Genomic DNA, 18,853 nt, shown 5'->3' with positions numbered 1-18,853 from the left:
CCTCGCATCTCGAAAGAGAGACGGGAGGGCGCCGGAAGCGCCCTCCCTCGTTCCGTAGGATTACGTGCCGGAATAGAGCGGCTTGCCGTCCTTGTCGACGATGTCCTTGCCCCACATTTCCTCGACGCTCTTCACGACCGCGTCGGGCATCGGGACGTAGTCCAGTGCGCCGGCCATCTCGTCGCCCTTGGCGTAGGACCACGCGAAGAATTTGAGCGCTTCGGTCGTGGCCGCCGCGTCGTCGGGCTTCTTGTAGACGAGGATCCAGGTGGCGGAGGTCATCGGCCAGGATTCCGCGCCCGTCTGGTTGGCCAGGATGACGCCGTAGCCCGGCTTCGAGCTCCAGTCGGCATTGGCCGCGGCAGCCGAGAACGCTGCCGCCGTCGGCTCGACCTTCTTGCCGTCCTTGTTGATCAGGTCGGTATAGGTAAGCTTGTTCTGCTTGGCGTAGGCATATTCGACGTAGCCAATGGCGCCGCCGGTCTGCGCGACGTTGTTGGCGACGCCTTCGTTGCCCTTGGCGCCGATGCCCACCGGCCATTCGAGCGCGGTGTTGACACCGACCTTCGACTTCCAGTCGGCGCTGACGTCGGCGAGATAGTAGCTGAAGTTGAACGTCGTGCCCGAGCCGTCGGAGCGGTGGACAACGGCGATCGCCTGGTCGGGCAGCTTGGCGTCGGGATTGAGCTTCTTGATCGCCGCGTCGTTCCAGTTGGTGATCTTGCCGACGAAGATGTCGGCCAGCGTCGGGCCGTCCAGCACCAGTTCACCCGGCTTGACGCCTTTGAGGTTGACGACCGGAACGATGCCGCCCATCACCATCGGGAACTGCGCCAGCCCGGTGGCATCGAGGTCCTCGCCCTTCAGCGGCGCATCGGTAGCGCCGAAGGTAACCGTCTTGGCCTTGATCTGCTTGATGCCGCCGCCGGAGCCGATCGACTGGTAGTTGAGACCGATGCCGGTTTCCTTTTTGTAGGCGTCAGCCCACTTTGCGTAGATCGGATAGGGGAAGGTGGCGCCGGCGCCGGAAATGTCGGCAGCCATCGCGGCGGAGATGCTAAGGGTTGATGCCGCAGCGATTGCAATCGCAACGGCCGCCGAGCGGATGAAGTGTCTCATGTGGCCTGCTCCTGTTCGGAAGATGGTCTCTCGGCGCCCATTTCTGTCGGCGCCTGACGAGGGCAATAGCCTTCGATTATTACAGTCGCATGACAGTTTCATGTCAGCCCGGTAACGGCTGAACGGTGACGTCGGAAGAGGCCTCGGGCGGCCTCTCGGGGCCATCCGGAGTTTGCCGCGGGAATCAGCAACTTGTCTGACTTTTGAAACAAAATTTATCCCGGCGGCCGGGTCACGGCCGCCGGGAAATAAAATCCGGACGAGAGCGCGTTGCCTGAATGCCAGAGCGGATCATGGCCTGGCCATCGCCGAAAACAGGTCCGTTGGGGTAGAGTCGACGCTGTTCCATGCCGGCGGTCGCCGCTCCCGCCCGTAACCGAAAGGCGGAATCGATAGGGCTATTGTCCTGACTTGGCCTTCGCTTTGGAATGGTGCGATCGCACCATACGCATACGTCAGCCTCTCGCGGGCAGCGGCCGCCGGAGTTCGTGTCGTTAGCCGGCGTTGCGCCGTGCCTCGGCGTCGGATCCCAGCCAGCGATCGAGCTTTTCGAGCAACGCCCGCGGACTGATCGGCTTCGGCAGGTAATCGTCCATGCCGGCCTCCAGGCAGCGTTCGCGGTCGCCCTTCAGCGCATGCGCGGTGACGCCGACGATCGGCACATGCGTGCCCATGTCCTGCTCGAGCCGGCGAATGGCGCCCGTCGCCTCCAGCCCGTTCATTTCCGGCATCGACACATCCATCAGGATCATGCGCGGATTGAGCTTGCCGAAAGCATCGAGCGCCTTGCGGCCGTTGCCGACGATCTCGAAGCGATAACCGGTCTCGCCAAGGATCTGGGTGAACACCAGCTGGTTCACCTCATTGTCCTCGGCGACGAGGATGTCGAGCCCGCGCTCCGCATCGGCAGGGCGTGGACGCGCGCGCACCGGTGGCGGCTGCAGCATGGCGCGGTCCGATGCCGCCGTCGGCGCCGGCGCGGCTTGCGATGGGCCGACGGCTGGGTGCGCCGCGCCGCTGGAGTGGCGATGGCGCTGGATGGTCGCGACGAGCGTTTCCAGCAGGATCGAGGAGCGCGCGGGCTTGATCAGCTGCGCATCGATGCCGAGGTCGCGATAGGCGGTGTTGGCAAGCGACTGGTCGACCGAGGTCAGCATGATGATCGGCGTGTGCGCCAGGCCCGCGGTGCTGCGCACGATGCGCGCCATCTCGGCGCCGGTCATGCCGGGCATCTGGTAGTCGAGCACGACGCAATCGACCGGCACGCCATAGGCGGCGGCGGCAATCAGCACCTTCAACCCTTCGGCGCCGCTTTCGGCTGCGCAGGAATCGAACGTCCACGACGCCATCTGCTCGCTCAGGATCGAGCGGTTGACGGCATTGTCGTCGACGATGAGCACGCGGGCACCGGTGACGTCGACCGGCATGATGCGCTGCCCGCCCTGCTCGGCCTTGGGCAGCGTGACGGTGAACCAGAAGGTCGAACCCTTGCCTTCGGCGCTGTCGACGCCGATCGCGCCACCCATCATCTCGACCAGCCGCGAGGTGATGGCAAGGCCAAGCCCGGTGCCTTCGTGCCGCCTGGTCGAGGAGGTGTCGACCTGGCTGAACTTCTCGAACACCAGCTTCAGCTTGTCGTCCGGGATGCCGATGCCGGTGTCGGTGACCGAGATGGTGAGCCTCGTTCCCGCAGGAACCCGCTCGCCCGTGACGTCGACCAGAACATGGCCCTCGTCGGTGAACTTCACCGCGTTGCCGAGCAGGTTGGTGACGATCTGCCTGACGCGGCCGACATCGCCGACGAACTGCCTGTCGAGCCCCGGCTGCACGCGGACGATGAGCTCGAGGTCCTTCTCCTTGGCGCGCGTCGACACCAGCGTCGCCACGTCCTCGATCGCTTCGGCGAGATTGAACGGCGCCGGGTCGAGCACCAGCTGGCCGGCATCGATCTTGGAGAAGTCGAGGATGTCGTTGATGATGGTGAGCAGCGCGTTGCCGGATTTGACGATGATATCGGTGAAGGTTTTCTGCTTCGGATCGAGGTCCGACTTTGCCAGCAGCTCGGCCATTCCAAGGACCCCGTTCATCGGCGTACGGATCTCGTGGCTCATATTGGCAAGGAATTCCGACTTGGCCCGGTCCGCGAGCACGGCGCGCCGGCGCGCCTCGCTGAGCTCGGCCTCGCGCTGCTTGAGCTCGGTGATGTCGGTGGTGGAGCCTATGAGATAGAGCGAGCCATCGGAGGCGATCATAGCGCCCTTGCGCGCGAACTGGTGTCTGACGCTGCCGTCCGGCATCGTCACCGTCTCTTCGATCTCCTGCGTTTCGCCGGTGCGCAGCACGGCAAGGTCGCCGGCGATGAACGCTTCGCCGTCCGCGCCGAATATCTCGACATCGGTCTTGCCGACGGCCTCTTCCTTGCTGAAGCCTGTCAGATCGCTCCAACCCTTGTTGACGTAGAACTGCCGGAGGTCCGAGCGCTTGGCGTAGATCGACACCGGTACGTTGTCGATGAGGCTGCGGAACACCTCGTTCTCGCTCATGCTTTTCTTGAGCGCCTGCTCGCGCGCTTTGACGTCGGTGATGTCGGTGCTGGAGCCGACCAGATGCACCGAGCCGTCGGTCGCCACCAGCCGGCTCTTGCGCGTCATCAATTGCCGCACCGTGCCGTCGCGATGGGTGACAGCCTCCTCGACCTCGCGTCCCGCGCCGGTCGTCACAACTTCGGTGTCGTCACTGCTGAAGCCGTCAGCTTCTTCCGTGGCGAAGAGCGCGCGATCCGTCTTGCCGATCACCTCTTCCTTGGGAAGGCCGGTCAGCGAGCACCAGGCCTTGTTGACGAATTCTATGCTGAGATCGTCGGCTTTGATGAAGGCGGCCACGGGCAGCTCGTCCATCACGTGCCGGTAGAGGTCGATCTGGCGCATGGAGTCACGCAACGCCTTCTCGCGAGCCTTGATATCGGTGATATCGACACGCACGCCGATGAACGTGCCGTCGTCGGTGCGCATGTCATAAACCTGGTACCAGCGCCCGTCGGAGTTGAGGCGTTCGTAGGAAGAGCTCGGCAAACGGTACCGCCTGAGCATGGCGTCAAGCCAACGCTCGGTGTCGACGCCATGCAGGCTGTCGATCTCGGTGTCGCCGCTCGAGCGGAAATAGCCGACGCGATGGCCGAGCGCCAGCGCCTCGCGGAAGGTGCGGCCCGGCTGCCAGGCCGGTTGCAGCGCGGGCAGCGTATCCTGCAGCTTGCGGTTGGCGAAGACGAAGCGGTCGTCGCGGTCGTAGATGATGACGCCGGCCGGCAGCGACTCCAGCACGGTGGCGAGGTTCCTGCGTGCATCCTCGGCTTCTGTCTCGCGCTGTTTCATGTCGGTGATGTCGACATAGGAGATCAGCCGTTTGCCGCCGGGAAGCGCCGCCAGCGAGGCGATCAGCGTGCGGCCGTCCTTGCGCGGCAACTGCCTGGAGCCTGCGGCGCCGGCCCGGATTTCGGCCTCGCGTTCGGCGACGTGGCTTTGCCAGGCCTGCTCCTCGCCGCCGAACGGATCGGCGTCGCGGCTGGCTTCCATGAGGTCGCGAAAGCGGCTCCCGGCCGGCGCGCGCCGCGGATCGATCTTCCAGAAGTCGTAGAATGCCCGGTTGACCACCTCCGCCCGCAATTCGGCATCGAGAACAATGACGCCGATCGGCATCGAATCGACCATCAGGCTCAGATTGGCGGGCGCCTGCGAAGTCATGGCCACATCGCGGCCCTCACCGAGGGAGACCCCGTTGCCGCGCATGTCCGCCGCCTTGTTGAAATCCCGCGCGCTGTCCGCCCCGACAGTCCCGTCCGTATCCGCCATTGCCACCCCCAAGGCCGAACCGCGCCGGTTCGCCGGCGGAAATGTGCCCGACAAGCATTAACGATCCGCTAACCATAATGATTGCAGCCACCGCCGTCCGATGCCATTGAAGTAATTCGATCGCGGCGCCGGCTGCGGTATTCCGCCCGTTGGCGAACAAGGCAACGACGCATTATAAGGTGCCTGAGGTATTGCTAATGTTCGGTCGAATCGCTGCTTTCATCCTGTGCCCGGCGTTGCTTGCAGCGGGCGGTTGCGCGCGCAGTGACGACGGCACGGTGATCGTTCCAAGCCGGATGGACGTCAGGCGTGTCTGGGACAGGACGCCGCCGGGAACGACCGCGTCGAGGCAGATCGCGTCGGACGTGTTTCCTCTGCCGCCGAGCGCGCCGCCGAGCCCCGCTGTCCGGCGCTATTCCAGGCCCGCTTCGGCCAAGCCATCCTTGAGCCAGGAACTGCCTGATGCGTCTTCCGTCGAGCAGAAACCCCTCACCTGCAGGGATGTCGGCGAAAACGGCAAGCGCCATCGCGTCGTCTGCGAATAGTTTGCTTCAATCCGTCAGGCAGCACCGACCTAGTGCCTTGCAGCATGTCGCCCAGAAGTGTGCAGCAGTTCTGGGACAACGACATGCATCAAAACAAAGACTTAAAGAGCGTCGCCTGAATCCGGTTCAGCGCGACGCGCTTTAAGAACGACGCCGGATCAATTCGAATCAGCATATCTGGCCTGCAATCCTGAGCCGCGGCCGGAATTGCCGATGCTGACGATCTGGCGCTGCACTTCGGTCCGGTACCGGGCGAGATCCGCTTGAGTCTGCGACGCGATCACGGATTGCTGATGAAACTTTTGGCCGGTGACGGACGTTGTTGGCGCTGATGTGATCCGCGCACGCAGTGGAGACTGAAGATGTCCATTCACTTCACCGTCTCTGGCCTGACCAGGAACCTGATCCATTCGCTTGGGCTGGATCATGAGCAGACGCCGAGACCCCTTACCGCCGAACAAAGCCTTCTGCTGGATTGTTATCTGGCCGGGCAGATTCCGGACTCCGCCTGGAGCGACTACGTCTTCGAGATGCCGGAGTTGGAAAAGCACGCCCAACTCAGGCGCGCGCGCAACTTGACCTGAGAGCAATTCCAGGAAAAGTGGCACACGGTTGGGCTCGGCGCCTTCGCCGTAGCCTTCCGTCCGGAATTGCCTCAAAGATAGACGTCAAGCCTGCCGTTTATTTCTTTGGCGAGTTGAACTGCAGCGTGAAGACGTTGCCCGCAACGCCTTGCGCCAGCGACGGCGAAAAGCTGAGCGGCAGGCAGTCATTGAGCGCCTTGGTCGCCGCATCGACATAGGCCTTGCGCGCCTTGTCGTCGCCGCTGACATGAATAGCGGTCGTTCTCGGCGGCCCGATCAGCGTGCCGTCGCGCTTGAAGCTGAAGCTGAGCGTGACCGAGGAATTCTCGGAATTGGCCGGCGGTGTCCAGCAGGCGAGCATGGCGGCGCCGACTTCGTTCATGCTGTTGAGCGATGCGGCCACCGATGGAAAGGGCGCAACCAACAGCGCGCCCGCAATCATCAAGGATCTTGCCGTGTTCATCGCGGGTTCGTCGTTGCCATCGCTCAGCCGCCTGACGGCATCGTACGATCCATGACGAGGATGACAACAGCAATTCGGCCTGCCCGTCGGCGACGCAATCATACAGTCGTGATTGCGCTAAAAAGCAAAAGGCCGGCACGGAGCCGACCTTTCCCTTGCCTCGTCATGGCGCCAGTACATCCGTGGTCGCGGCGAGGACTGCGACCAGTAGAAAGGCCTTAGGTAAACGAAACCTTAAAGCGAGTGGCGGGCATCGGGGGCTGCTACGCCCTGGCCTGCGATTTCACATGCGCGATATAGCCGCGCACGTCGCCGGCCGGTTCCGCATAAGCCTTGCCGAGCTTCTTCTCCAGCGCCGCCATGTACTCCTTCGCCCATTTGGGCAGCGCGTAGTCGATGACGGCCAGGAATTCGAGCGTTGCCGCGAGCCGGATATCGGCGATCGACGGATTCTTGCCGCCGATGAACGGTTTGCCGTCGCGGAAGAAAGAGTGAAACACCTCCAGCGGCTCGGCGATCGCGGCCATCGCGGCCTTCTGCGCTTCCGATTTCTTCTCCGGATGGGCATCGCTGTGGCCGACCTCGCCGGCATATTGCGGGAAGCCGAGCGCCGGATAGGTGGCTCTGGCGACATAAGGATAAAGCGTGCCGACGAGGTAGAACATGGCGCTGTCTACCATGGCCCGCTTGGCCGGCGCCTTCGGATAGAACTTCTCCAGCCCATGCTTGTTGGCGAGATATTGCATGATGGCGCAGCTTTCCCACAACACGCCGCGCGGCAGGCCCTTGTCCTCGATCATCGGCGTCAGATGCGCCGGATTGCGCGCCAGGAACTCCGGCGAGCGCGTATGGCCCCAGGCGTCGGTCTCCGCGGGATCGAGCCCGGCCGCGCGCGCGAACACCCGCACCGTCATGTTGTTGACGCTTGGCCTCAGCATGCTGAGTTTTACGCCCGGCTTCTTAGCCGGCTTCGCTTTGGCTTTAGGCGCGGCTTTTGCCGTCGCCTTGGACGCGGCCTTTGCCGCCACCTTGGGTGCGGCTTTTGCCACTGGCTTTGCCGCGGCCTTGGCCGCGGGCTTCTTCGCGCTCTTCGTTGCAGCCTTTGCCATTTTGGTCCTCCCTCTGAGCTGGTTAGTATGGATTTTTTGCCGCCCTGTTTTCCGACAAGGTTTCGCGCGACCGCTCGACCAGCGCCTGGATGGCATCGGCAAGGTGGAGTTCGGTGATGTTGTAGTCGCCGAGCGTCACACGGATCTTGTGCGCCTCCATCAGCACGTCGGCATGGGTGAAGCCGGCCGGCGGCTCGAAGCGGTAGGACGCAAGCTCGATCAACAGTCCCAGCGGATCCTCGAAATAAATCGAATCCATGAAGCCGCGATCCTTGACGCCGCTGTGCTTGATGCCGCGCTCCTCAAGCCGCTCGACCGCCTGCAGGAAGGTGACCCGCGACACCGAGAACGCGATGTGGTGGACGCAGCCGATATCGGTCGGCGTCCGCCGCTTGACTGGAGTCCGGCTCTCGTCGGTGAATACCGTGATCAGCCGCCCGTCGCCCGGATCGAAATAGAGATGGCTTTCGCTCGCCTTGTCGAGATTGGGCTGCTCGAAGATGAAAGGCATGCCGAGCACGCCCTCCCAGAAGTCGATCGAGGTCTGACGCCCGGCGCCGACCAGCGTGATGTGATGAACGCCTTGTGACTGCAGTTTTTGCATCGGTTCCTCCCCGCCTGCATTTGCGCCTTGCCGGCTGGCGAGTTTTTCAGATGCCCAGCCGCCTTTGGATCAGCGCTTGGCACGTGACCGCCGCCCGCTTCACTTCCCTGCGCTCGGCGTTCCGCATCTTGTCGGTTTGCGGCCGGAGCGTCGATGAGGGGATGCTAATTCAATCCGGGACGTTACGCCAGAAGCACCGAGCCTTCACTGAGATTGCGAGGCGTCGCCATCGTCGGCGCGAAGGACCAGGAGCTGCAGTCGAGGCCTCACGTTTGGAATGCTCGCGCGTCAGATTGCGAATATCTTTCCGACGGCCAAGGGTGCCACGGTGCTGTCACCATAGGCGTTCGCGAGGGCATTCACCGCCCGCCAGCCCGTGCAATGGCCCGGCGCGATCAAGGTAAGGCCGAACGTTCCGATGTCGCGCACGGATTCGGCAATGATCTTCTCGTTGCCGCCCGCCAAGTGGAAGCCGCCAGCAACAGCATAGAGCGGGATCGCCGGGAAACTGGACTGCGCATGTTTGAGGACGTTGATGATACCTGCGTGCGAGCAGGCCGTGAGTACGACAATGCCTTTGCCGCCCACGTGAACGGCCAGAAAGCGCTCGTCCATGATGAGCGGATCATCTTCCCAAGATTGGCCGTCCTCACTCCGCCGCTTGTGGCCGGGGAACCCCTTCTCGTAGCTCGTCATGCGGGGAATCTCGCCGCTGACCAGAAACATATCGTCAAGCAGGACTTGCGCCTCAGTCGTGACGACCGGGACGGCTCCCTTCGCAGCGAGATCGTCCGGCGAGGGGATCTCGCGGATGGGAAGTAATCCGCCGCCCGTGAGCGGCAAGGCGCGCTGGCGGAACATGCCGGGGTGCAAATAGCAGGGAATCGCGCGGCCGCCGTTTGCTTTGGTGATGAGGTCAAACGCAATCGGCAGCCCGCCGGCGTGGTCCCAGTGCCCGTGCGAGAGCACCACAGCATCGATACTGGCGAAGTCGATGCCCAGCCGGGTCCCATTGTATTCGACCGCGAACTCCACCGGACCGGCATCGAACAGAACAACGCGGCTCGCTGCGCCGCGAAACGCTTTGACGACGACTGCCAAGCCGTGATTCGCACAACATTGGCAGCGGCCGGACAATTGTCGCATGCCCGCCCGCATAAGTGCCGTCCACTCAAGCGTGACATTCGGCGGGGCCGTGGACAAGCTATCGGTCAGATTGTCGATCAGGATCTGAAATTCCAACCGATCCACGGGCTGCAAAGTGGGCATGGGCGGTTTCCCTCGTTCGGCCGCACGAGACTCTCTTCCGAGCTATGCGTCCTCAGGCCGAGGATAGAGTCTACCACATTGGCGAGCGGAAACGGCGCTCCCGATGGGCTCAAACCGATGCTGCCGAACAAGGCCGCGCGGCGTTCGGCGCGTAAATGACCGCCGCGTGCTCAATGGCATCTTTTGGGTACTGCGTTCTGGTGCGCCATGGCGCGACCTGCCGAAGAACTACGGTCCCCGCACCACTTGTTACAATCGCTTCGTTCGGTGCCGGCGGGCTGGCGTCTGGGACCGGATCATGGATGCAATCTGGCGTTCGTCAAACTCGCATCAATGCGAATTTGGCTGCGTGCTAATGAGTCCGCGCCCTAGCCACTGAGCCGGAATGACAGCTTGTTAGCCAATTTTGTCCAAGGGTTTCTCGCCACCCTAGGCACGGGCTGTGAGGGCGAACGGCTGCTTCGTCCGTACGCATCCAATGCCGTGTATTCGACGGATATTCGACCGCCTTTTGGAGAGATAGGCTAAGTGCTTGATTTTGTTGGTACGCCCAAGGGGAATCGAACCCCTGTTCCCGCCGTGAGAGGGCGGTGTCCTGACCGCTAGACGATGGGCGCGCTCAAGAACCGGCTACATAGGCTGGCGGCCGCGAAAAAGCAACTGGGCTTTCGACCGCTTCGCGCGCTTTGCCAAACGGCGGTGATCAGCCCTGCCGTTTCGGCTCGATCAGGTCCCAGAGATTGCCGTAGAGATCGGCAAAGACGGCCACCGTGCCGTAGGCCTCATGGCGCGGTGCCTCGCGGAACTCGACGCCTTTGCCGAGCATCGCCTGATGGTCGCGGGAAAAATCGTCGGTTTCGAGGAACAGAAACACCCGGCCGCCTGTCTGGTTGCCGATGCGGCTTGCCTGCTCCTCGCCGGATGCTTCCGCCAGGAGCAGCCTCGCGCCCTGGCCGTTCGCCGGCGCAACGGTGACCCAGCGCTTGCCGTTGCCGAGGTCGACATCCTCGCTCAGCGTGAAACCGAGCCGCTCGACATACCAGCGAACCGCCTCGTCATAATTGCCGACGACCAGCGCGACGGTCGCAACGCTGCGGTGCTTGGCGAAGCCGCTAATGTGTTGCGGGCTCATTTGGTGCGAATTGGGAACTGGCCGATCACGCGGCGTTCGGCGATGTCGTAGACGAAGATCGAACGGCTGCCGTCCGCCAGCTCGGCATCGATCGACAGGCGGTTGCCGGACAAGGACTGGCTGACCACCTTGGCGCCCACGGGAAGCACGATGTCGCCCGAGAGCGGCATGCCGGCCGGAACCTGGACCTCGCCGGCGGGTGCCGAGCCGACCACCGGCGCGTTGCGGGCTTTGTAGACAAGCACGCCGATCACCACCATAAGGGCGAGGAACAGAAGGCCGAGATTGACGATCATGAAGCGAACGAGCTTCCGGCGCACGTTTTCGGCCGCGGGGTCGAGCGGCTTTTCCTCATCTTCTTCGGCAAGGGGCCGGGCCATGGCTAAGCAATCCGCAACGGGTTTCGATGAGCGCTCATAACGAAGACACCCCGACATTGATAGGGCAGATATTGGCGGGAGATGTATCCGAGGAGGGCGAAGCCGTCGCGCTCGATGCCGGCGCGGATGCCGCCGGCCAGCGTCTCGACCAGTGGCTCGCTGCCCGGCTCGGGCCCGAGCTCTCGCGCAGCCGCGTGCAGGCACTGATCAAACAAGGCGCGGTCTCCATCGCCGGCAAGCCGGTGCTGGAAGCCAAGCGCAAGCTGACCACCGGTGAGCGCATCGAGATTCTTGTGCCCGCGCCGGAGCCCGCCGAGCCGCAAGGCGAGGACATTGCCCTCGACATCCTCTACGAGGACGACGAGCTGATCGTCATCAACAAGCCGGCGGGGCTGGTCGTCCATCCCGGCGCCGGCAACTGGACCGGCACGCTGGTCAACGCGCTGATCCACCATTGCGGCGACAGCCTGTCCGGCATCGGCGGCGTCAGGCGGCCGGGCATCGTGCACCGGCTGGATAAGGAGACCAGCGGCGTCATGGTCGTGGCCAAGACCGACCGCGCCCACAAGGCTTTGTCGGAGGCTTTTGCCGACCACGGCCGCGCCGGCGATCTAGAGCGCGCCTATCTGGCGCTGGTCTGGGGCATTCCGCAGCGGCCAACCGGCACCATCGATGCAGCCCTGGGCCGGGCCGCCGACCGCGTTCGCCGCGCGGTCGTGCCCGAGGGCCGCGACGATGCCCGCCACGCCGTCACCCATTTCAGCGTCGTCGAGCGCTTCGGCGAAGGACAGCAGGCTTTCGCCACCGCCAGCCTGATCGAATGCCGGCTGGAGACCGGCCGCACCCACCAGATCCGCGTCCACATGGCCCATATCGGCCACCCCGTGATCGGCGACCCGGATTACGGGCAAGCCTTCCGCACCAAGGCCAACCGGCTGCCCGAACCCTTGAAAGGCAAGGTCAATGCCTTTCCCCGGCAAGCCCTGCACGCCTGGCTCCTTGAATTCCGGCATCCGACCACCCATCTGACGATGAGGTTCGAAGCGCCGATGCCGGGAGACATGGAGGTACTCGTCGGCGACTTCCGAAAACTCTGAGCCGACCCGCCACGAACAAGCTGCAAACCAGCCATCAAAAAACCTGACCGGCGTTGTTCACTTCAGCGTGACAGACTGTTTAGCGTTGAACAAATGCCTGTCTTTTCTGGTTTTGTTCCTATATACACAGGTTGTCGCGGATGAGCCTTTGGCATCCGCGTCGAATGCCCGCCGCGTTTCGGGGGCATCCACTCCAAAGAGAGAGGGGCGCTATCATGGCCCAATCATTACCCAGTATCGTTTCCGGTGAAGGCGGTCTCGCCCGTTACCTGGAAGAAATCCGCCGCTTTCCGATGCTTCAGCCGCAGGAAGAGTACATGCTCGCCAAGCGTTATGCCGAGCATCAGGACACTTCGGCTGCCCACAAGCTCGTCACCAGCCATTTGCGGCTCGTCGCCAAGATCGCCATGGGCTATCGCGGCTACGGCCTGCCGATCGGCGAAGTGATCTCGGAAGGCAATGTCGGCCTCATGCAGGCCGTGAAGAAATTCGAACCGGAGCGTGGTTTCCGGCTCGCCACCTATGCCATGTGGTGGATCAAGGCCTCGATCCAGGAATACATCCTGCGCTCGTGGAGTCTGGTCAAGATGGGCACTACCGCCAACCAGAAGCGCCTGTTCTTCAACCTGCGCAAGGTGAAGGGCAAGATCCAGGCGCTTGACGATGGCGACTTGAAGCCCGACCAGATCGCCGAGATCGCCACCCGCCTCAACGTCTCCGAGGCCGAAGTGGTGTCGATGAACCGCCGCCTGTCGGGCGACGCTTCGCTCAACGCCCCGATCCGGGCGAGCGAAGGCGAGTCCGGCGAATGGCAGGACTGGCTGGTCGACGACCATGAAAGCCAGGAAGAGATGCTGATCGAGCAGGACGAGCTGGAAAACCGGCGCGGCATGCTGTCGGGTGCTCTGTCCGTGCTCAACGACCGCGAGCGGCGCATCTTCGAGGCGCGTCGTCTGGCCGAAGAGCCGCTGACCTTGGAAGAGCTGTCGGCCGAATTCGACATCAGCCGCGAGCGCGTGCGCCAGATCGAGGTGCGCGCCTTCGAGAAGGTGCAGGATGCGGTCAAGGCCGCCGCCAAGCGCCAGACCCAGGCGCTGCGCACCATCGAGGCGCAGCCGGCGGCTTGACCCAGCTCAAGGCATAAATGAAAAGGCGACGCTTCGGCGCCGCCTTTTTTGTTTGGCGAAAGCGGCGGAGCAGCCCTTTCTCGCCGTCACTATACGGGGGAGAAATGCCCGGTCCACCCTCCGTAGCCGCAGCGCAGCTGCTGCGAAGGACGGTCAGGGCAATGAGGGGCAGCGCCGACGCTGCGGGGTTATCGATTCACGGGCGGGGCTTGTGGATTTGGCGCGCCAATCATCGAGCGCCGCGCCGCCCCTCATCCGCCCTTCGGCACCTTCTCCCCGTGAACGGGGAGAAGGAAAAAGGCTCACGCCGTCGGCTGCTTCGTTTTCCTGAGATACGGCAGCACCGTCTCGTACGCTCCAAAACGCTTGATCGCATCCTCGTTGGAGACGGCGGCGGTGATGATGACGTCGTCGCCCTGCTTCCAGTTGGCCGGCGTCGCCACCTGGTGCTTGGCCGTCAGCTGGATGGAATCGATGACGCGCAGGATCTCGTCGAAGTTGCGGCCCGTCGTCATCGGATAGGTCAGCACCAGCTTGATCTTCTTGTCCGGGCCGATCACGTAGACCGAGCGCACCGTGGCATTGTCGGCCGGCGTGCGGCCTTCCGAGCTTTCGCCCGCGCCCGCCGGCAGCATCTCGTAAAGCTTGGCGACCTTGAGGTCCTTGTCGCCGATCAGCGGGTAGTTCACCGTTTGGCCGGTAGCGGTCTTGATATCGGCTTGCCACTTGTCGTGGCTCGACACCGGATCGACGGAAATGCCGATGATCTTGACGTTGCGCTTTTTGAAGTCGCCTTCCAGCCCGGCCATGGTGCCGAGCTCGGTCGTGCAGACGGGCGTGAAATTCTTCGGGTGGCTGAACAGCACCGCCCAGCCGTCACCGATCCATTGATGGAAGTTGACCGTTCCCTGCGTGGTTTCGGCCGTGAAATCCGGCGCGATATCGTTGATACGAAGACTCATGGTGTGCTCCCTACCCTGAGACATGTCGCCGGCATGGGACAACCCCATCGGCGTGGCTCCGCCTTCTATACCGCCGCGCGGCCTGGTTCAAAAGGCTTGTGTCTGCAAGCGTGATTGAAGTGGCGGAAAATTTTCGCCTTTTCCTGGAAAAGACAGCTGGAATTTCGGCGATGGCTGTTTGACCCGTATGGGACGCTCAATGCATGTCGCCCAAAGTGCATAGCGGTTTTGGGCCAAGCGCGTCGCCTGAATCCGTTTCAGCGCGACGCGCTTTAAGCCTTCTTCACCGCCAGCGTCGTCGCCAGATCTTCCATGCGCTGCGCAAGTGCGGCAAGCGCGGTGGTCAGCACGCTGTCGCTCTTGTCGGCTTTGGTCAGCGCCTCGTCGCGCGTCTTGCGCAGCGTCAGCACTTCACTCTCCATGCCCTTGACGCGCTTGGCGAGCTCGGAGAGCTCATCCATCACCATGATGCCGGCCATGACGGTGAGCCTCTGGTCGCCGATCTCGCCGAAGGAATCCTTCAGATGCGAGACATAACGGTCGAAGCGCTCGGCAAGGTCGATCAGATGCTCTTCCTGGCCCTCGTCGCAGGCCATGCGATACTGCTTGCCGTCGATGGAAACCGTGACCTGTGCCATTGCCCTACCTGTCCAGCACCGCCCGGATGGTTTCCATGGCGGTCACCAGCCGGCGCGACACTTCCTTGTTGGCATCTTCAAGCCGCTCGGCGCGCGCTTCTGAATTGTCGAGCTCCTGCGCCAGGCGCGAGCGGTCGGCGTTCATCCGCTGCACCTCGGCCTCGGCTTCCGAATAATCGCGCTCGTGCTCGATCTTCGCCGCCACGGCGTTTTCCAGCCCTTCCATGGCTTTGCCGAGCCTGGCGATGACTTCCTTGAGGGTCGTTTCCCCGGTCATGGCTTCGTCCTATGCCCTGCCCATCACCGAATCGCTCGCATTCAGAACGCGTTACCTTGGAAAGATTAGGCACCGGGTGAAGGGCGCGTCAACAAAGCTCTCGCGACTGTCCCCCGCTATCGCTAATGTAAGGCGCCCGACATACAAAAACACCGCACCACAAGCCCGGCAAAAACCGCCCCCATTTGTTGACTAAAAGGCCGTGCCTGCTATGTGTCGCGCAACCCTTTCCCTAGGGTTCTCCCAAGGCCCTCAACCCGATTTCCCGGAGGAAGCATGAGCTCGCGCGAACAACATGACCGGATGGCCAATGCGATCCGATTTCTTGCCATGGACGCCGTCGAGAAGGCAAATTCGGGCCACCCCGGCCTGCCGATGGGCTGCGCCGACATCGCCACTGTGCTGTTCAGCCGCTTCCTGAAATTCGACGCCAAGGCCCCGCACTGGGCCGACCGCGACCGCTTCATCCTCTCCGCCGGCCACGGTTCGATGCTGCTCTATTCGCTCCTCTACCTTACCGGCTATGAGGACATGACGATCGACCAGATCAAGAATTTCCGCCAGCTCGGTTCCAAGACCGCCGGCCATCCCGAATACGGCCATGCCGCCGGCATCGAGACCACCACCGGCCCGCTCGGCCAGGGCCTTGCCAATTCGGTCGGCTTCGCGCTCGGCGAGCGCATCATGAACGCCGCCTTCGGCAACGACCTCGTCAACCACTACACCTATGTGCTGGCCGGCGACGGCTGCCTGATGGAAGGTGTCTCCCAGGAAGCCATCGCGCTGGCCGGGCACCTGAAGCTCAACAAGCTGATCGTCTTCTGGGACAACAACAACATCTCGATCGACGGCCCGGTCTCGCTGGCCGACAACACCGACCAGGTCGCCCGCTTCCAGGCTTCGGGCTGGAACGCCAGCCACATCGACGGCACCGATCCGGAAGCCATCGCCTACGCCATCGAGGCGGCGCGCCATTCCGACAAGCCGACGATGATTGCCTGCAAGACCACCATCGGCTTCGGCGCCCCGACCAAGGCCGGCACCAACAAGGCGCATGGCTCGCCGCTGGGTGCCGAGGAAATCGCCGGCGCGCGCAAATTCTTCAACTGGGAATCGCCGCCCTTCGAGATTCCCGCCGACATCCTCGACGGCTGGCGCGCCGTCGGCAAGGGCGGCGCCAAGGCACGCGCCGACTGGGAGGGTCGCCTGGCCAAGGCCGACGCCCAGCTCAAGAGCGAATTCGAGCGCCGCCTCGCCGGCAAGCTGCCCTCCAACTTCGACGCCGTCATCGCCGACTACAAGAAGAAGCTCTCGGCCGACAAGCCGAAGGTCGCGACCCGCAAGTCCTCCGAAATGGCGCTGGAAGTCATCAACGGCGCTGTGCCGGAAACCATCGGCGGCTCGGCCGACCTCACCGGTTCCAACAACACCAAGACCAGCCAGACCAAGAACATCACGCCGGACGATTACGGCCAGCGCTATGTCCACTACGGCATTCGCGAGCACGGCATGGCGGCGGCGATCAACGGGCTGACGCTGCATGGCGGCCTGATCGCCTATGGCGGCACGTTCATGTGCTTCTCCGACTACGCCCGTCCGTCGATGCGTCTGGCCTCGCTGATGGGCATCCGTTCGATCTTCGTCATGACGCATGACTCGATCGGCCTCGGCGAGGACGGCCCGACCCACCAGCCGGTCGAGCATCTGGCGGCGCTGCGCGCGATTCCCAACCACAATGTCTTCCGCCCGGCCGACGCGGTCGAGACGGCGGAATGCTGGCAGATCGCGATCGAATCGGAAAAGACGCCGTCGACCCTGGCGCTGACCCGCCAGAACCTGCCGACGGTGCGCACCGAATTCAGCGCCAAGAACCTGAGCAGCCAGGGCGCCTACGAACTGGCCGCCGCCGGCGGCGAAGCGGTGGTGACGATCTTTGCCACCGGCTCCGAGGTCGAGATCGCGCTCGGTGCGCGCGACCTGCTCGAAAAGCACGGCCACCCCACGCGCGTCGTCTCGGTGCCCTGCTTCGAGCTGTTCGACCAGCAGAGCGACGACTACCGCAGGAAGACCATCGGCAACGCCAAGGTGAAGGTCGCGATCGAAGCCGGCATCCGCCAGGGCTGGGACCACCTGATCGGCACTGACGGCATCTTCGTCGGCATGCACGGCTTCGGCGCCTCGGGCACGATCGAGCAGCTTTATCCGCATTTCGGCATCACCGCCGATGCCGCTGCAAAGGCGGTCGAAGCCCGTCTGCACGGCGAGTAGGAATTGGTCCGGGCCCGGCAGCGCCGATTAACGGTTTTGCCGGGCTGGACCAACCTAATCGATTTAAATGCGACCTTCTGCGGCTGGATTCTTACGCCGTCCGCCGTTATGAAACTGCGGACCCATCCGCTTTCCAGCCTCCAAGGGAGAGAACAATGACCGTCAGAGTTGCCATCAACGGATTTGGCCGTATCGGCCGTAACATCCTGCGCGCCATCCATGAATCGGGCCGCAAGGACATCGACGTCGTCGCCGTCAACGATCTCGGCCCGGTCGAGACCAACGCGCACCTGCTGCGCTATGACAGCGTGCACGGCCGCTTCCCGCACGAGGTGACGGTCGATGGCGACCAGATCACCGTCGGCAAGGAGAAGTTCAAGGTCACCGCCATCAAGGACCCGACCCAGCTGCCGTGGAAGGACCTCGGCGTCGACATCGCGCTCGAATGCACCGGCATCTTCACCGCCCGCGACAAGGCTGCCGCGCACCTGACCGCCGGCGCCAAGCGCGTCCTCGTTTCGGCGCCCGCCGAAGGCGCCGACCTGACCGTCGTCTACGGCATCAACCACGACAAGCTGACCAAGGACCACATCGTCATCTCGAACGCGTCCTGCACCACCAACTGCCTGGCGCCGCTGGCGGCCGTGCTGCATGAGACCGTCGGCATCGAGAAGGGCATGATGACGACGATCCACTCCTACACCGGCGACCAGCCGACGCTGGACACCATGCACAAGGACCTCTACCGCGCCCGCGCGGCAGCGCTATCGCAGATCCCGACCTCGACCGGTGCGGCCAAGGCTATCGGCCTCGTGCTGCCCGAGCTCAAGGGCAAGCTCGACGGCATTTCGATCCGCGTGCCGACCCCGAACGTCTCGGTCGTCGACTTCAAGTTCATCGCCAAGCGCTCGACCACCGCGCAGGAAATCAACGAGGCGGTCATCGCCGCGTCCAAGGGCAAGCTGAAGGGTGTCCTGTCCGTCACCCACCATCCGAACGTGTCGATCGACTTCAACCACGATCCGCATTCCTCGATCGTGGCACTCGACCAGACCAAGGTGATGGACGGCAACTTCGTTTCGGTCCTGTCCTGGTACGACAATGAATGGGGCTTCTCGAACCGCATGGGCGACACCGCCGTTGCCTTCGGCAAGACCATCGCCTGATCCAAGGCTCATCTGGCAATTTGAAACGCCCGGCTTCGGCCGGGCGTTTTCGTTTAAGATCAGGCGGATCCGCGCACCACGGAGATTAACCGGAACACCAGTCGCGTCGTCATTCCAGGGTCTTCGCGGCGGAGCTTCGCTCCTGCTTCGCCCTGGAATGACGAAGTTGGAGGCACTGCCCAAAAAACCATGCTGCCGCCTTGCACTGGTCACGTCTTCGCCCCACTCTGCCGTAAAGCGGGAGGGACGCGTATTTGAGGGGCAA

The 18,853-nt window shown here is 63.3% G+C and carries 17 protein-coding genes, 1 tRNA gene and 1 pseudogene; 7 read left to right on the top strand and 12 right to left on the bottom strand.

Features of this window, described 5'->3' with window-relative positions:
- Positions 1 to 60: 60 nt before the first annotated feature.
- Together pstS and ACWGS9_RS16050 are read right to left on the bottom strand one after the other, a co-directional pair.
- Complete coding sequence (gene pstS / locus ACWGS9_RS16055; RefSeq protein WP_454506173.1) at positions 61 to 1,119, bottom strand: phosphate ABC transporter substrate-binding protein PstS; 1,059 nt, start codon at positions 1,117 to 1,119, stop codon at positions 61 to 63.
- Positions 1,120 to 1,613: 494 nt separating this feature from the next.
- Positions 1,614 to 4,967, bottom strand: a complete 3,354-nt coding sequence (locus ACWGS9_RS16050) for a response regulator (RefSeq protein ID WP_454506172.1) — start codon at positions 4,965 to 4,967, stop codon at positions 1,614 to 1,616.
- Between the two features lie 197 nt (positions 4,968 to 5,164).
- On the opposite strand from ACWGS9_RS16050, the gene ACWGS9_RS16045 reads away from it, so the two are divergent.
- Complete coding sequence (locus ACWGS9_RS16045; RefSeq protein ID WP_454506171.1) at positions 5,165 to 5,512, top strand: hypothetical protein; 348 nt, start codon at positions 5,165 to 5,167, stop codon at positions 5,510 to 5,512.
- A gap of 362 nt (positions 5,513 to 5,874) precedes the next feature.
- Positions 5,875 to 6,096, top strand: a complete 222-nt coding sequence (locus ACWGS9_RS16040; protein ID WP_454506170.1) for a hypothetical protein — start codon at positions 5,875 to 5,877, stop codon at positions 6,094 to 6,096.
- Between the two features lie 97 nt (positions 6,097 to 6,193).
- Here the strand turns inward: ACWGS9_RS16040 and ACWGS9_RS16035 are convergent, their stop codons facing one another.
- The 4 genes from ACWGS9_RS16035 to ACWGS9_RS16020 form a co-directional block, all read right to left on the bottom strand.
- Positions 6,194 to 6,559, bottom strand: coding sequence for a hypothetical protein (locus ACWGS9_RS16035; protein WP_454506169.1), 366 nt, complete (start codon positions 6,557 to 6,559; stop codon positions 6,194 to 6,196).
- A gap of 263 nt (positions 6,560 to 6,822) precedes the next feature.
- Complete coding sequence (locus ACWGS9_RS16030; RefSeq protein ID WP_454506168.1) at positions 6,823 to 7,668, bottom strand: glutathione S-transferase family protein; 846 nt, start codon at positions 7,666 to 7,668, stop codon at positions 6,823 to 6,825.
- Between the two features lie 22 nt (positions 7,669 to 7,690).
- Positions 7,691 to 8,272, bottom strand: a complete 582-nt coding sequence (locus ACWGS9_RS16025) for a VOC family protein (RefSeq protein ID WP_454506167.1) — start codon at positions 8,270 to 8,272, stop codon at positions 7,691 to 7,693.
- A 288-nt stretch (positions 8,273 to 8,560) separates the two neighbouring features.
- Positions 8,561 to 9,541: an MBL fold metallo-hydrolase gene (locus tag ACWGS9_RS16020; RefSeq protein WP_414128884.1), complete on the bottom strand. Its 981-nt coding sequence runs from the start codon at positions 9,539 to 9,541 to the stop codon at positions 8,561 to 8,563.
- A gap of 117 nt (positions 9,542 to 9,658) precedes the next feature.
- Between ACWGS9_RS16020 and ACWGS9_RS16015 the strand changes: the two are divergent.
- Positions 9,659 to 9,851 (top strand): annotated as a pseudogene (locus tag ACWGS9_RS16015) (transposase); the annotation flags it as partial.
- 232 nt (positions 9,852 to 10,083) lie between these two features.
- Here the strand turns inward: ACWGS9_RS16015 and ACWGS9_RS16010 are convergent.
- The 3 genes from ACWGS9_RS16010 to ACWGS9_RS16000 all read right to left on the bottom strand — a co-directional run bounded on the left by ACWGS9_RS16010 (position 10,084) and on the right by ACWGS9_RS16000 (position 11,053).
- Positions 10,084 to 10,158, bottom strand: a tRNA-Glu gene (locus ACWGS9_RS16010).
- Between the two features lie 86 nt (positions 10,159 to 10,244).
- A complete protein-coding gene (locus ACWGS9_RS16005; protein WP_454506285.1) occupies positions 10,245 to 10,658 on the bottom strand; it encodes a VOC family protein in 414 nt (137 codons plus the stop codon).
- Positions 10,659 to 10,669: 11 nt separating this feature from the next.
- The gene (locus ACWGS9_RS16000) at positions 10,670 to 11,053 is read right to left on the bottom strand and encodes a fimbrial protein (RefSeq protein ID WP_454506166.1); all 384 of its coding nucleotides are present in this window, start codon (positions 11,051 to 11,053) and stop codon (positions 10,670 to 10,672) included.
- Positions 11,054 to 11,079: 26 nt separating this feature from the next.
- Between ACWGS9_RS16000 and ACWGS9_RS15995 the strand changes: the two genes are divergently transcribed.
- Entirely contained in the window at positions 11,080 to 12,150 is a 1,071-nt protein-coding gene (locus ACWGS9_RS15995; RefSeq protein ID WP_454506165.1) for an RluA family pseudouridine synthase, read from the top strand.
- Between the two features lie 215 nt (positions 12,151 to 12,365).
- Positions 12,366 to 13,277, top strand: coding sequence for an RNA polymerase sigma factor RpoH (rpoH, locus tag ACWGS9_RS15990; protein WP_320216692.1), 912 nt, complete (start codon positions 12,366 to 12,368; stop codon positions 13,275 to 13,277).
- A gap of 302 nt (positions 13,278 to 13,579) precedes the next feature.
- Here rpoH and ACWGS9_RS15985 read toward each other — a convergent pair whose 3' ends face one another.
- The 3 genes from ACWGS9_RS15985 to ACWGS9_RS15975 all read right to left on the bottom strand — a co-directional run bounded on the left by ACWGS9_RS15985 (position 13,580) and on the right by ACWGS9_RS15975 (position 15,154).
- Positions 13,580 to 14,239, bottom strand: coding sequence for a peroxiredoxin (locus tag ACWGS9_RS15985; protein WP_454506164.1), 660 nt, complete (start codon positions 14,237 to 14,239; stop codon positions 13,580 to 13,582).
- A 272-nt stretch (positions 14,240 to 14,511) separates the two neighbouring features.
- Positions 14,512 to 14,877 carry a cell division protein ZapA gene (locus ACWGS9_RS15980; protein WP_454506163.1) on the bottom strand — a complete coding sequence of 122 codons (366 nt, stop codon included), beginning with the start codon at positions 14,875 to 14,877 and terminating at the stop codon, positions 14,512 to 14,514.
- 4 nt (positions 14,878 to 14,881) lie between these two features.
- Positions 14,882 to 15,154 (bottom strand): DUF4164 domain-containing protein, encoded by a 273-nt coding sequence (locus ACWGS9_RS15975; protein ID WP_454506162.1) that lies wholly within the window; start codon positions 15,152 to 15,154, stop codon positions 14,882 to 14,884.
- Positions 15,155 to 15,430: 276 nt separating this feature from the next.
- Here ACWGS9_RS15975 and tkt point away from each other — a divergent pair, with 276 nt between their 5' ends.
- Together tkt and gap are read left to right on the top strand one after the other, a co-directional pair.
- Complete coding sequence (tkt, locus tag ACWGS9_RS15970; protein ID WP_454506161.1) at positions 15,431 to 17,422, top strand: transketolase; 1,992 nt, start codon at positions 15,431 to 15,433, stop codon at positions 17,420 to 17,422.
- A gap of 155 nt (positions 17,423 to 17,577) precedes the next feature.
- Positions 17,578 to 18,588, top strand: coding sequence for a type I glyceraldehyde-3-phosphate dehydrogenase (gene gap / locus ACWGS9_RS15965; protein ID WP_454506160.1), 1,011 nt, complete (start codon positions 17,578 to 17,580; stop codon positions 18,586 to 18,588).
- Positions 18,589 to 18,853 lie beyond the last annotated feature (265 nt).

It is taken from the genome of Mesorhizobium sp. Arg314, assembly GCF_053714275.1.
The sequence above is the reverse complement of the archived record's forward strand: the minus strand, read 5'-3'. Positions and strand labels throughout refer to the sequence as shown.

Excerpts from the sequence above, each read along its gene's own strand:
- pstS (WP_454506173.1), bottom strand. The coding sequence starts at position 1,119 with ATGAGACACTTCATCCGCTCGGCGGCCGTTGCGATTGCAATCGCTGCG.
- ACWGS9_RS16050 (WP_454506172.1), bottom strand. The coding sequence starts at position 4,967 with ATGGCGGATACGGACGGGACTGTCGGGGCGGACAGCGCGCGGGATTTC.
- ACWGS9_RS16045 (WP_454506171.1), top strand. The coding sequence starts at position 5,165 with ATGTTCGGTCGAATCGCTGCTTTCATCCTGTGCCCGGCGTTGCTTGCA.
- ACWGS9_RS16040 (WP_454506170.1), top strand. The coding sequence starts at position 5,875 with ATGTCCATTCACTTCACCGTCTCTGGCCTGACCAGGAACCTGATCCAT.
- ACWGS9_RS16035 (WP_454506169.1), bottom strand. The coding sequence starts at position 6,559 with ATGAACACGGCAAGATCCTTGATGATTGCGGGCGCGCTGTTGGTTGCG.
- ACWGS9_RS16030 (WP_454506168.1), bottom strand. The coding sequence starts at position 7,668 with ATGGCAAAGGCTGCAACGAAGAGCGCGAAGAAGCCCGCGGCCAAGGCC.
- ACWGS9_RS16025 (WP_454506167.1), bottom strand. The coding sequence starts at position 8,272 with ATGCAAAAACTGCAGTCACAAGGCGTTCATCACATCACGCTGGTCGGC.
- ACWGS9_RS16020 (WP_414128884.1), bottom strand. The coding sequence starts at position 9,541 with ATGCCCACTTTGCAGCCCGTGGATCGGTTGGAATTTCAGATCCTGATC.
- ACWGS9_RS16000 (WP_454506166.1), bottom strand. The coding sequence starts at position 11,053 with ATGGCCCGGCCCCTTGCCGAAGAAGATGAGGAAAAGCCGCTCGACCCC.
- ACWGS9_RS15995 (WP_454506165.1), top strand. The coding sequence starts at position 11,080 with ATGAGCGCTCATAACGAAGACACCCCGACATTGATAGGGCAGATATTG.
- rpoH (WP_320216692.1), top strand. The coding sequence starts at position 12,366 with ATGGCCCAATCATTACCCAGTATCGTTTCCGGTGAAGGCGGTCTCGCC.
- ACWGS9_RS15985 (WP_454506164.1), bottom strand. The coding sequence starts at position 14,239 with ATGAGTCTTCGTATCAACGATATCGCGCCGGATTTCACGGCCGAAACC.
- ACWGS9_RS15980 (WP_454506163.1), bottom strand. The coding sequence starts at position 14,877 with ATGGCACAGGTCACGGTTTCCATCGACGGCAAGCAGTATCGCATGGCC.
- ACWGS9_RS15975 (WP_454506162.1), bottom strand. The coding sequence starts at position 15,154 with ATGACCGGGGAAACGACCCTCAAGGAAGTCATCGCCAGGCTCGGCAAA.
- tkt (WP_454506161.1), top strand. The coding sequence starts at position 15,431 with ATGAGCTCGCGCGAACAACATGACCGGATGGCCAATGCGATCCGATTT.
- gap (WP_454506160.1), top strand. The coding sequence starts at position 17,578 with ATGACCGTCAGAGTTGCCATCAACGGATTTGGCCGTATCGGCCGTAAC.